This is a genomic window from Aeromonas media, from assembly GCF_020423125.1.
Taxonomy (GTDB): Bacteria; Pseudomonadota; Gammaproteobacteria; order Enterobacterales; family Aeromonadaceae; genus Aeromonas; species Aeromonas media.
In genome coordinates, this window is the sequence record NZ_CP075564.1 from 1,714,985 (window position 1) to 1,727,571 (window position 12,587).

General features: G+C 64.4%; 8 protein-coding genes. 7 read left to right on the top strand and 1 reads right to left on the bottom strand.

Going from position 1 to position 12,587, the window contains the following annotated elements; genetic code table 11:
* The first annotated feature begins 105 nt into the window (after positions 1–105).
* The 4 genes from KI797_RS07945 (at position 106) to KI797_RS07960 (ending at position 7,111) form a co-directional block, all read left to right on the top strand.
* Entirely contained in the window at positions 106–2,001 is a 1,896-nt protein-coding gene (locus KI797_RS07945) for a DUF1302 domain-containing protein (RefSeq protein ID WP_226172454.1), read from the top strand.
* 28 nt (positions 2,002–2,029) lie between these two features.
* A complete protein-coding gene (locus tag KI797_RS07950; protein WP_226172455.1) occupies positions 2,030–3,388 on the top strand; it encodes a DUF1329 domain-containing protein in 1,359 nt (452 codons plus the stop codon).
* Between the two features lie 87 nt (positions 3,389–3,475).
* Positions 3,476–4,543 carry a WD40/YVTN/BNR-like repeat-containing protein gene (locus KI797_RS07955; protein ID WP_226172456.1) on the top strand — a complete coding sequence of 356 codons (1,068 nt, stop codon included), beginning with the start codon at positions 3,476–3,478 and terminating at the stop codon, positions 4,541–4,543.
* A 60-nt stretch (positions 4,544–4,603) separates the two neighbouring features.
* Positions 4,604–7,111 (top strand): efflux RND transporter permease subunit, encoded by a 2,508-nt coding sequence (locus KI797_RS07960; RefSeq protein WP_226172457.1) that lies wholly within the window; start codon positions 4,604–4,606, stop codon positions 7,109–7,111.
* A gap of 84 nt (positions 7,112–7,195) precedes the next feature.
* Here the strand turns inward: KI797_RS07960 and KI797_RS07965 are convergent, their stop codons facing one another.
* Positions 7,196–8,242, bottom strand: coding sequence for an AraC family transcriptional regulator (locus tag KI797_RS07965; protein ID WP_042648392.1), 1,047 nt, complete (start codon positions 8,240–8,242; stop codon positions 7,196–7,198).
* A 316-nt stretch (positions 8,243–8,558) separates the two neighbouring features.
* Here KI797_RS07965 and KI797_RS07970 point away from each other — a divergent pair, with 316 nt between their 5' ends.
* The 3 genes from KI797_RS07970 (at position 8,559) to KI797_RS07980 (ending at position 12,536) form a co-directional block, all read left to right on the top strand.
* Entirely contained in the window at positions 8,559–9,143 is a 585-nt protein-coding gene (locus tag KI797_RS07970; RefSeq protein ID WP_226172458.1) for an RBBP9/YdeN family alpha/beta hydrolase, read from the top strand.
* Positions 9,144–9,202: 59 nt separating this feature from the next.
* On the top strand, positions 9,203–10,861 hold the full coding sequence (locus KI797_RS07975; RefSeq protein ID WP_226172459.1) for a fatty acid--CoA ligase: 1,659 nt from the start codon (positions 9,203–9,205) through the stop codon (positions 10,859–10,861).
* A 121-nt stretch (positions 10,862–10,982) separates the two neighbouring features.
* Positions 10,983–12,536, top strand: coding sequence for a methyl-accepting chemotaxis protein (locus tag KI797_RS07980; RefSeq protein ID WP_226172460.1), 1,554 nt, complete (start codon positions 10,983–10,985; stop codon positions 12,534–12,536).
* Positions 12,537–12,587: the final 51 nt, after the last annotated feature.

Consider the following 12,587-nt stretch of genomic DNA (forward strand, 5'->3'; position numbering starts at 1 on the left):
CAGGTCATCTCGCTTGCATCAATGCAAAGCCAACGGAAACGGCGATCAAACAGATAACAACAACTAAATCAGATGACGACACTCGGAGAGACTGTAATGGATTACATGCACACGAGTCATGGTTGCGGCGTCCTGCGCCTCAGCCTGCTGGCGACGGCCATTGCGGCCGTCCTCATGCCCACCGTTCAGGCGGTCGAAGTCGATACCGGAAGCGAAGAGTGGTCCGTTCGCTTCGACAACACCGGCAAGTTCAACTACGGTGTGCGCACCGAGAGTGCCGACGAGCGGATGCTCGCCACCCCGAACAACAACGATGGGGATTACAACTTCAAGGATGCCGGCGATACCGTCACCACCCGCTTCGATCTGCTGACCGAGCTGGACGTGGTGAACAAGGGCAACACCGGCTTTCGCATCAGCGTCGCCAGCTGGTATGACTACGCCTATCGCGACGTCGGCGCTGACGAGAACCCCTTCATCAACGGCAACAGCGCCAGCTCCGGCATCGTCGGGCAGCCCCCGGTGGCGGGCAACCGTCATCTGAGCGACTATGCCGACCGCTATTACCATGGCCCCTCCGGCGAGCTGCTCGACGCCTTCGTGTTCCACAACATGGAGCTGGGTGACGAGTCTCTGCTCGGGGTCAAGATAGGGCAGCACAACCTCTACTGGGGGGAAACCCTGCTGAGCCCGGTGCACGCCCTCAGCTATGGCCAGTCGGGGCTCGATCTCGCGAAGCTGGCGGCTTCCCCGGGGACGGAAGCGAAAGAGCTGTTTGTGCCCCGCAACCAGGTTTCCGCCTCCTTCACCCTGAACCCGGAATGGACCTTCGCCGCCCAGTACTTCCTGGACTGGAACGCCGCCCGCCTGCCGGAAGCCGGCACCTATTACGGCAGCTCCGATCTGGTGGGCTTCGGTGCCCAGTCCTTCCTGCTGGGCCACACCGGCGGGCCGGGCCTCGCCGGACCGAGCGGCACCCTCAGCAACATTCGCCGGGGGGATGACATCGAACCGGGCAAGCACGGCGACTGGGGCATCATGGCCAAGTGGTCACCCGAGGCGCTGGATGCGACCCTGGGGGCCTTCTACCGCCGCACCGCCGACATCCTGCCCCAGGCGGTGCTCGATGCCCGTGGCCTCAGTGTCCGTGGTGCCACCGCCAACCCGATCCTCAACCTGCGCAATTCGATCTCGACCACCAGCTACTCCATGGCCTATGGCGACGACATCGACATCTTCGGCCTGAGCCTCTCCAAGGACGTGGCCGGGGTCAGCGTCGGCAGCGATCTGAACTACCGCCACAAAATGCCGCTCTCCAGCATCCCGGCCCTGCTCAGCGCCCCGGGCCCGGGCGGGCTGGCCGCCGGCCTGGGCGCCCTGCCTCCCCGCAATGCCGACACCGGGGTGATCACCGATGACTCCGATGGCTATGGCGCCACCGGTGAGACCCTGCACTGGACCCTCAACGGCCTGATGACCATCGCCGACACGGCGCTGTTCGACGGGGCCGCCCTGCTCGGCGAGCTCTACTACAGCAACCTGCTGAGCCTGGATGACCACAACAAGGCGCTCTACAAGGGGGACGACAGCTACACCGGCATCGACAAGCCGACCCGCGATAACTGGGGGCTGGCGGTCAACTTCACGCCGATCTGGTACCAGGTATTGCCGGGTGTCGACATGAGCATGCCGCTCTCGGTGAACTGGGGGCTGGCGGGGATCTCCCCGGTCCAGGCGGGCGGGGCGAAAGATACCGGGAGTTACGCGGTGGGCCTCGGCGCCACCCTCTACAACCAGTACTTCGTCGATCTGAAATACGTGGACTCCTTTGGCGAGTCTGCCGAGTGCAATGACGGTGCCGAGGATGGCACCACGCCCAACGCCCTCGATGGCGCCCAGCGCAACACCTGTTATGCCGGTGGTTACGCCTCTTTCTCCGGTGGCGGTGCCACCACGGAAGACAGAGGTGCCCTCTACCTGACCCTGAAGACCACTTACTGAGTCAAGCGACCGAGTCGGAGAACGAGATATGACATTCAACAAGACCATGCTGACCGCCGCCCTCACCCTGGCCCTCGCGGGCCAGGCGCTGGCCGCCGTCTCCAGCAGTGAAGCACAGCAGCTCGGCACCAGCCTGACCGGGGTGGGCGCCGACGCGGCCGCCAATGCCGACGGCAGCATCCCCGCTTACAGCGGGGGGCTGACCACGCCCTCCGCCGGCTTCAAGGCCGGTGACAGCATGCGCCCGGATCCTTATGAGGGCGAGCAGCCGCTGCAGGTGATCACCGGCAAGAACGCGGCGCAATACCAGGGGGCGCTGACCGCCACCACGGCGGAGCTGCTCAAGCGCTTCCCGGACTTCCGGGTGGACGTTTATCCGACCCATCGCAGCGTGGTGCTGCCCCAGGCGGTGCTGGATAACACCAGGCAGAACGCGCTGAACGCCACCACCCTGGCGGGGGGCATGGCGGTGGACAAGGTGTTGCCGGGCATTCCCTTCCCGATCCCCAAGAGCGGGGCCGAGGCGATGTGGAACTTCCTGCTGCGCTACCAGGGGGTGAACATCGCCACCAAGTACGACTCCTGGAACGTCGATTCTGCCGGGGTCGCGGCCCTCTCTACCACGGGGCAGGCCTTCATCAACTACGCCATCTACGAGGACATGACCAAGCCCATCTCGGCCAAAGACACCTACTACCAGATGAAGCTCCATTACACAGGGCCGGCCCGGCGCGCCGGCGAGGCCATCATGCTGCGCGATGCCGCCAACCCCCTGGAGCAGCCGCGCAAGGCCTGGCAGTACCTGCCGGGGCAGCGCCGGGTCAAGCTGGCGCCGAACCTGGCCTATGACACCCCGAACCCGGGTACCTCGGGGGCGGGCACCTATGACGATGTGTTCGTGTTCAACGGCGCGCTGGACCGCTTCGACTGGAAGCTGGTGGGCAAGCAGGAGATGATCGTGCCCTACAACACCTATCGACTGACCTATCAGCCCGATGCCAGTGCCCTGACCACCCCGAACTTCCTGTCACCGGATCACGTGCGCTGGGAGAAGCACAGGGTCTGGGTGGTGGAGGGCAGCCTCAAGGCCGGGGAGCGTCACATCTACGCAAAGCGTCGCTTCTACCTGGACGAAGACAGCTGGGTGGCGCTGGCCTCCGATCAGTACGACGCCCGTGGTCAGCTCTATCGTGGCTCCTTTGCCTTCCTGAGCCAGAGCTACGACAAGGAGACCCCGGATGCGACTCCCTTCATGATCTATGACCTGGTGGCGGGCAGCTACAACATCAACGGCGTGGTGGGTCCCTACGGCGGCATCAAGTACGGCACCTCCCTGTCGAAGGCACAGTGGTCGCCGGAGTCTCTGGCCGGGGTGGGGATCCGCTGACGCTGACGGGAACCAGGCTCGCCGCAGGCGAGCCCGGCTCCCGGCTGTTCGTGCCGGCGTCCCCGGCGCATATGGAGGCAAGGACGTATGGGTTCATTCAACAAGTTGGCGCTGTGCTGCGCCCTGCTGATGCAGGGTGCCGTGCTGGCGTCTGAATACATCGACGTGCTGGATCTGCCAGCCAAGCCGAGCGCCCTGGCCCGGCACAGCCCTCTGCTGGATCTGACCCGTGCCGGGTCGCGGCTGGTGGCGGTGGGGCAGCGGGGTCACATCCTCTACTCCGACGACGAAGGCAAGGGCTGGCAGCAGGCCAGGGTGCCGGTGAGTTCGGATCTGAACGCCGTCGTCTTCCCCACTCCCGAGCAGGGCTGGGCGGTGGGGGGGGATGGCGTGGTGCTGCACAGCCAGGATGGCGGCACCAGCTGGCAAAAACAACTGGATGGCCGCCAGATCGGGGAACTGGTCTTGCGTCATTACACGGCGCTGGCCCGTGCCGAGCCGGACAGCGCGCAGTGGCCGCAATGGGTGGAGGAGGGCCAGCGCCTGGTGGAGGAGGGGGCCGACAAGCCGCTGCTCGACGTCTGGTTCCAGGATGACAGGGTCGGCTACGTGGTCGGGGTCTTCAACCTGATCCTGCGCACCCAGGATGGTGGCCAAAGCTGGACACCGCTGCAGGATCGCACCGACAACCCCCAGGGGCTGCACCTCAATGCCATCGCCCGGGCCGGTGACGACCTCTATCTCGTGGGTGAGCAGGGCCTGCTGCGCAAGTGGGACCCGGGGACGCAGCGCTTCGTCTCCTTGCCAAGCCCCTATGACGGCAGCTTCTTCGGCCTCATCGGCCGACCCGGTGAGCTGCTGATCTACGGGCTGCGCGGCCATGCCTATCGCAGCACGGATGACGGCCAGCACTGGGTACGGCTGGCCAGCCCGCTGCCCATCAGCATCAGCATCAGCACCGCGATGCAGGGGGCCGATGGCCAGTTCCGCCTGTTTACCCAGGCCGGTCACATGCTGCTCCAGCGTGGCAACGAGCCGCTCACGCTGCTGCCCCAGGCCGAGCCATCGCCGGTGGCGGGCGCCGCCCTGACCGCCGATGGCACCCTGGCGCTGGTGGGCAGCCGCGGGGTGCGCATGCCGACTGCGGCCAAATAACGTGTGTGAAAGCAGGCCGTCACCGGATGACGGCCCCATAACGATAACGAGGATCCAGAGATGGGCCATGTGAAGCAAGATGCGATGCCGGTGATCCGCGAGTTGGCACAGTTCGACAGGCACTCCGGCAACCTGCTGGAGCGGCTGGTGTTCAACCATAGAGCCCTGTTCATGTTATTGATGACACTGGCGACCCTGGTGCTTGGCTATATGGGGACGACCCGCCTGGCGCTGGCACCCAGCTTCGAGAAGATGATCCCCCAGAGCCAGCCCTACATCAAAAACTTCCTGGAGAACCGGGATTCCCTGCGTGGCCTCGGCAACTCGGTGCGGGTGGTGGTGGAGAATACCCGGGGGGACATCTTCGACCCCGACTATCTCGGCGTACTTAAACGGGTCAATGACGAGCTGTTCCTGACGGAAGGGGTCGACCGGGCCTGGATGAAGTCCCTGTGGAGCCCGGCGGTGCGCTGGACCGAGGTGACCGAGGAGGGCTTCCAGGGTGGGCCCGTGATGCCGGATGCCTATCAGGGCAAGCCCGCCGACATCGAGCAACTGCGCCAGAACATCAACCGGGCCGGCATCGTCGGCAGCCTGGTGGCGAGCGACTTCAAGTCCAGCATGCTGATCGTGCCCCTGCTGGACAAGGCATCGGCCACCGGCAAGCCCCTCGATTACCATGCCTTTTCCCAGCGCATCGAGCAGCTGCGCAGCCAGATTGAATTTGACAGCAAGCCGCACCAGGCGGGGGAGGAGGGGACGGGTCAGTACAAGATCCGGGTGATCGGTTTTGCCAAGCTGGTGGGGGATCTCATCGATGGCCTCATTCAGGTGATCCTCTTCTTCGCCCTGGCGGTAGTCACCTCGCTCGTCATTATCTTCCTCTACACCCGCTGCGTGCGCAGTACCCTGCTGGTGGTGGGCTGCTCGCTCATCGCCGTGGTGTGGCAGCTTGGGCTGGTCGCCTGGCTGGGGTACGCCATCGATCCCTACTCGGTGCTGGTGCCCTTCCTCATCTTCGCCATCGGGGTCTCCCACGCGGCCCAGAAGATGAACGGCATCATGCAGGACATCGCCCGTGGCACCCACCGCCAGATAGCGGCGCGCTATACCTTCCGCCGCCTCTTCCTGGCCGGGGTCACGGCGCTGCTCGCCGACGCGGTGGGCTTCGCCGTGCTGATGCTGATCGACATCCCGGTCATTCAGGATCTCGCCATCACCGCCAGCATCGGGGTGGCCGTGCTCATCTTCACCTCCCTGCTGCTGATGCCGGTAGCCCTCTCCTATGTGGGGGTGGGCCGCAAGGCGGCCGAGCGAGCGCTCAGGATAGAGACCCACGCCGCCGCCAACCAGGGGTTCGGCAGACTCTGGGCGCTGCTGGATCGCTGCACCGAGCGCAAGTGGGCCACCGTTGTGGTTGTGCTGGGTCTGGCCATGGGGATAGGCGGCTACCTGGTGAGCCTGAACCTGAAAGTGGGCGATCTGGACAGCGGGGCCCCCGAGCTGCGCGCGGATTCCCGCTACAACAGGGACAACGCCTACATCACCGGCCACTACGCCCTCTCGAGCGATCTCTTTGCCGTCATGATCAAGACGGCGCCGGAGGGGTGCCTCGACTACCGGACCCTGATCCTGGCCGATCGCCTGGGGTGGGAGCTGCAGCAGCATCCCGGCGTGCAGGCCACCAGCTCGCTGGTCAATGCGGTGCGCCAGATCACCACCGGCACCTATGAGGGCAACCCGAGGCTCGCCAGCCTCCAGCGCAACCAGAACGTGCTGAACTATGCCGCCCAGCAGGCCTCGGTCAACACCCCAGAGCTGTTCAACACCGACTGCTCCCTGATGCCGGTGATCGCGTATTTGAAGGATCACAAGGCCGAAACCCTGAGCGGCGTGGTGACCATCGCCGAGCGGTTTGCCGAGGAGAACGGCACCGCGGATCGCCAGTTCCTGCTCGCCGCGGGCAGTGCCGGCATCGAGGCCGCCACCAACATGGTGGTGCATGAGGCCAACCGTACCATGCTGCTTTACGTCTATCTGGCGGTGACCCTGTTCTGCCTCATCACCTTTCGCAGCTGGCGGGCGACCGTGGTGGCGCTGGTGCCCCTGATGCTCACCTCGGTGCTGTGCGAGGCGCTGATGGTATTCATGGGGATCGGCGTCAAGGTGGCGACCCTGCCGGTGATTGCGCTCGGGGTCGGCATCGGAGTGGACTACGCCCTCTACCTGCTGAGCGTGCAACTGCACCATCAGCGCCGGGGCATGTCACTGGTGGACGCCTATCGCCAGGCCGTGGCCTTCACCGGCCGGGTGGTGGGGCTGGTGGGGATCACCCTGGCCGCCGGTGTAGTGGGCTGGATCTGGTCTCCCATCAAGTTCCAGGCCGACATGGGCATACTGCTCACCTTCATGTTCCTGTGGAACATGCTGGGGGCCCTGATCGGGGTGCCGGCGCTCTCCTACTTCCTGCTGTCCGGTACCGGGGCGGCAACGGCCCGTGCACACCGGGAGGGGGATGTTCAAGAGGGCGGCAAGCCCTGCACCCCGGTGGGCGCCGACGCCAGCTAGCAAGACGACAGAGCATGCAGAAGGAGAAAAAGAGCAGGGAGGCTGGATGCCTCCCTGCTCTCGTCTGGCCAATGCTCGGTTGTCTCAGCCGTAGGCGAGGCCGGCGCGTGCGGGTTGCGCCACCACGCCCTTGTGGCGGGAGCGCCAGGTGGCCGGCGGCATGCCGAACTGGGCGTTGAACCAGCGGGTGAAGGAGCTGGGCATGGAGTAGCCCAGCATGTCGGCGATGTGGCCGAGGGAGTAGCCGGAGTTTTGCAGATAACGCATCACCAGATCCCGGCGAACGTCGTTGACCAGTTCGCTGAAGGTGGCGCCGCTCTCTTCCAGATGACGCTGCAGGGTGCGCACGTTCATCCCCAGGGTACGGGCGATCTGCTCTATGGTGGCGCGCCCCATGGGCAGCAGCAGGTAGACGGCCTTGCGTACGTCGGTCAGCAGGGATTGCTGGGTCTCCACCAGCAGGGTGTCGAGGTACTGGCGGGCATGGCGGGCCATGGCCTGGTTGGCCAGGGGGTTCGGAATGTCCAGATCGGCGGCGTGACAGACGATGCCGTTGAACTCGCTGCCAAACTCCAGCTTGCAGCCGAACAGTCGCTTGTGGATGGTGAGGTCCGCCGGCGCATCATGGGTGAAGTTGACGCTGATGGGATGCCAGTTGGCGCCGACCCCGACCTGGGCCGCACAGAAGCGATACATGACGCCGACCGCGAGCTCGGTGGCCTGGCGTGAGGGCATGGGGGCGTCGGTGATGATCTCCTCGCGAATGATCACCGCCTTGCCCGCCTCCTCGATGAAGATGGCCAGGGCATTATTGAACAGGTGAATGTACTGGACTATGACCTGCAAGGCCTCGCGCAGGTTGGGCTGGTAGCTCAACAGCAGGCTTACCTCGCCAAAGTCCGACAGCTGACGATGCTCCGCCATGCGCAGGCCCAGGCTCTGGCAGTTCCCGGTCCGGGCGGACAGCTCGAGCAGGTTGACGATGGTGGAGACGGGGATGCGCTGATTGGGCACATCCAGAATGGAGGCGCTGAGGCCGGCTTGCGACAACAGGTTGGGGGTATTGAGGCCCAGCTGGCGGGCGATGTCGAGATAATTGGTGAGGGTGGCGGCTCTGGCAAGGAGGGTCATGATGCAATTTCCATGGCGACAGCTCATCTGCTGGTTGCTTGTTGTTAACTGGTTTTTATCATTTCATTTACAAGTTGGAAAGTGCTTATTAACTGATCTGTTAGTCTCGGGTGTCATGTGATGACCCTGTCCGTCAACCAACTTCATGGTCTTTCGAGTCCCGTTCTGCACAGACCTCTGATCCTCAGGTCACCCGGCTCCTGTCATATAAAGACAACTTCATGGCATCCAAGGTAAAGCAGCCGGGGAGCTGGCACCTTACTGTGGTCCTGATGTCATCCGGCCGTCGCCGGAGCGCCTGAACAGGGGAAGAGAGATGAAGGCATTTCAACCCGAGGCCACCGTATTGATCGTGCCCGGCCTGCGTGGGCATGTGGCAGACCATTGGCAGACTCTGCTCGCCGAGGGGCTTGAGAAGGTGGTGACAGTGCCGCCTTTAGGCTCTGACACGCTGAGCTGCCAGGCCAGGGTCGAGGCCATCGCACAGACGCTGGAGCGCATCGACGGCCCGGTGATCCTGGTGGCTCACAGCGCCGGGGTGCTGATGGTGGCTCACTGGGTGGCGCAACAGGGCGCAACCCGGTGTCGCCATTCCATCCGTGGCGCCCTGCTGGTAACGCCACCGGATCTGGACGCCAGCTGGCCATCCCATTATCCGAGTTCCCACGCCATGCAGGCCGGGGGCTGGCACCCGCTACCGCGCATGAAGCTGCCGTTCCCGAGCCTGGTGGTGATGAGCCACAACGACCCCCTGGCGAGCCCGGAGGCGGTGCGTGCCCTGGCCCTGGACTGGGGCAGCGAGCTGGTGGATGCCGGGGCGGTGGGACACCTCAACCCGGCGAGCGGATTTGGTCCCTGGCCCCAGGCCGAAGCCTTGCTCGGGCGTCTCGACGCCCGCTAACCCCATTGCGAGGGGAGGGATGCCTCCCTGCGCCCAAACACGAATCGGAAGGAGTCCGTATGGTGAAGACAAGGATCATACCGCCAGCCCAGGGAGCCCATGCTTATCCGCTGCTGATCAAGAGCCTGCTGCTATCCGGGGTGCGCCAACACCCGGACCGGGAGATCGTCTACGCAGATCGGCTGCGCTATGACTATCGCACCCTCAATCAGCGGATCCACCGTCTCGCCAACCTGCTGACGGCCTCGGGCATAGGGCCGGGGGACACGGTCGCCCTGCTGGACTGGGACAGTCATCGCTCCCTCGAGTGCTTCTTCGCCGTGCCCATGACAGGCGCCGTGCTGCACACGGTGAATGTGCGTCTCTCGCCGGAGCAGATCGCCTTCACCATGCACCACGCCGAGGATCATCTGGTGCTGGTCCATGACGACTTTCTGCCCATGATGGACAGCATCAAGGACAAGCTGCCCACGGTGCGCGGCTATATCCGGCTGACCGATGGGGAGTCGCCTTCCACCGGTCTGCCGCTGCTCGGAGAGTACGAGACCCTGTTGGCGGGGGCGGACGACCAGTTCGACTTCCCCGACTTCGATGAAAATTCGGTGGCGACCCTGTTCTACACCACGGGTACCACGGGGGATCCCAAGGGGGTCTACTTCAGCCACCGTCAGCTGGTGCTGCACACCCTGAATGAACTGGGCACCCTGGCGGCCCATGCGGGCCAGTCGTTGCTGCGCTCCGACGACGTCTACATGCCGATCACCCCCATGTTTCACGTCCATGCCTGGGGCGTCCCTTATGTGGCGACCATGCTGGGGGTGAAGCAGGTCTATCCGGGACGTTACGAGCCAGACAAGCTGGTGCGGCTCTACCGCGACGAGGGGGTGAGTTTCTCCCACTGTGTGCCGACCATCTTGCAGATGATCCTCGACTGCGAGGAGGCCAGACAGACCTCGTTCGAGGGGTGGAAGATGCTGCTGGGGGGCAGTGCGCTGCCGCTCGGACTGGCGACCCAGGCCCATCGACAGGGGATCCTGGTGCACGCCGGTTACGGCATGTCGGAGACCTGCCCGCTGCTGTGCGTGGTGCACCTGACCGAGGCGGAGCTGGCGCTGCCCATGGCCGAGCAACTGCCGCTGCGGATCCGCACCGGCAAGCCCATCGGGCTGGTGGACTTGCGCATCATCGATGAGGAGGGCCGGGCGCTGGCTCACGATGGCCAGACCATGGGGGAGATAGTGGTGCGTGCTCCCTGGCTGGCCCAGGGCTACCTGAAAGAGCCGGACAAGGGGGCAGAGCTCTGGCAGGGGGGCTGGCTGCACACGGGGGACATGGCCTCGATCACCCCGAACGGCACGGTCGAGATCAAGGATCGCATCAAGGATGTGATCAAGACCGGGGGAGAGTGGATAAGCTCCCTCGCGCTGGAGAGTCTCATCAGCGCCCATGCCGCCGTCCATGCGGTGGCCGTGATCGGGGTGCCGGATGCGCAGTGGGGAGAGCGGCCCCTGGCCCTGGTGGTCGGCAAGGAGGGATCGCATCTGGATGCGCAGGCCATCAAGACCCACCTGCAGGGGTTCGTCGACAGCGGCCGCATCAATCGCTGGGCCATTCCACGCCAGATCCGCATCGTGCAGGAGATCCCCAAGACCAGTGTCGGCAAGGTGAACAAGAAGCTGATCCGGGAGCGTGAATGCCGTCCGGTGGCTGAGAACTGAGGGCGCCGTCATAGATTCAGAGGAAGGCCTCTCAGCCATCCCCACTGCCTGAGGGGCCGCGTTGGCCTGGCCGCCATGGCTTGACTACGCTCACTGAGTTATCACACAAGAGGCGTGCGCCATGAACAGAACCCAGATTCATCTCGTTGATGAAGAGGTGGATTTTCCGTCCAATGAACAGTTGGTCTCCACCACGGATCTGCAGGGGGTCATTACTTATGCCAATGATCACTTCTGCCGGGTTGCGGGATACAGCAGGGCCGAGATGATAGGTCAGCACCACAACATGGTGCGTCATCCCGACATGCCCAAGGCAGCCTTTGCCGATCTCTGGGGCAAGCTCAAGCAGGGCAAACCCTGGCGCGGCATGGTGAAGAACCGCTGCAAGGATGGTCGCTACTACTGGGTCGACGCCTATGTCACCCCCATCTTCGAGCAGGGGCGGATAAGCGGTTATCAGTCGGTACGCAATCGGGCCGAGCCCGCGATGAAGGCCGTCGCCGCCGCAACCTACGGGAGATTGAGGGCGGTGGAGCAGGGGGATCGCAAGGCGGGCCTGAGCCTGCGCCCCGTGCGCCATGGGCTGGCCATCGCCGGGCTCCTGTCGATGCTGGCGGCGGGTGCCTATCTGACCGGGCCCTTGGGGGCCTTGTTTATGCTGCTGCCCCTTTTGTGGCTTGGCCTCCTCTATCGCCACGCCATCATCACCACCCCCCGCTATCTGCAACAGCTGGCCGAGGAGTACGACAGCCTGACCCGGCTCATCTACTCGGGGGATGAACCCAGCGCCATCGCCGATTTCCACATCAAGCTGCTGCAGGCCAGGATCCGCACAGTGCTCGGGCGGGTGGACGATGCGACCCTCTCCCTGCAGGATCTGGCGGTCCATCTCAAGACGGCCTCCAGCGAGGCGAGCGCCGACATCGCCGAGCAGGACATCCAGACCCAGCAGGTGGCGACCGCCATCACCGAGATGGCGGCGACGGCCCATGAGATAGCTCGCAACATCCAGGAGACAGACAACCAGATTGCCCAGGCCAAGGTGCACTGCCAGCATACCGACCAGCAGCTGGAGGATACCCAGCACAGGGTCACCGAGCTGGCTACCCAGGCCGAACAGGCCTTCACGGCGGCGGTGGCGCTGGCGGAGGAGTCGGATCGCATCGGGGTGCTGATGAGCGAGATCCAGGGAATAGCGGATCAGACCAATCTGCTGGCCCTCAATGCCGCCATCGAGGCGGCCCGGGCAGGGGAGCAGGGGCGTGGTTTCGCCGTGGTGGCTGACGAGGTGCGTACCCTCTCTACCCGTACCCACAAGGCGACCGAGCAGATCCAGGGCAGCATAGGGCAGATCCAGCGTACCCTGAATGGCTGGAAGGGGATGATGCAACAGAATCTGGAGCAGACCCAGTCCTGTGTAACCCTGACCCGGCAGGGGTCACAGAGCCTGCATCAGGTGTTGACGGAGATAGAGCGGGTAGTGGATCTGTCGACCCAGATCTCGGCGGCGGCCGAGCAGCAGCAGGCGGTGGTGGAGGACATCAGCCGAAACGTCAACGCCATCTCCCAGCACTCCCACACCAACAGCAACAAGATGCACGACATGGATGCCTCGAGCGACATTCTGCTCACCAAGGCGCGCCAGCTCAAATCCCTGGGGCAGACCTTCGGCTGACGTCCGCCTCGAGCAAACACAAGATGACAATAAGGCCACCCTGGGGTGGCC

Bases quoted from the DNA above. Each gene is read 5' to 3' on its own strand.
- KI797_RS07945 (WP_226172454.1), top strand. From the start codon at position 106: ATGCACACGAGTCATGGTTGCGGCGTCCTGCGCCTCAGCCTGCTGGCG.
- KI797_RS07950 (WP_226172455.1), top strand. From the start codon at position 2,030: ATGACATTCAACAAGACCATGCTGACCGCCGCCCTCACCCTGGCCCTC.
- KI797_RS07955 (WP_226172456.1), top strand. From the start codon at position 3,476: ATGGGTTCATTCAACAAGTTGGCGCTGTGCTGCGCCCTGCTGATGCAG.
- KI797_RS07960 (WP_226172457.1), top strand. From the start codon at position 4,604: ATGGGCCATGTGAAGCAAGATGCGATGCCGGTGATCCGCGAGTTGGCA.
- KI797_RS07965 (WP_042648392.1), bottom strand. From the start codon at position 8,242: ATGACCCTCCTTGCCAGAGCCGCCACCCTCACCAATTATCTCGACATC.
- KI797_RS07970 (WP_226172458.1), top strand. From the start codon at position 8,559: ATGAAGGCATTTCAACCCGAGGCCACCGTATTGATCGTGCCCGGCCTG.
- KI797_RS07975 (WP_226172459.1), top strand. From the start codon at position 9,203: ATGGTGAAGACAAGGATCATACCGCCAGCCCAGGGAGCCCATGCTTAT.
- KI797_RS07980 (WP_226172460.1), top strand. From the start codon at position 10,983: ATGAACAGAACCCAGATTCATCTCGTTGATGAAGAGGTGGATTTTCCG.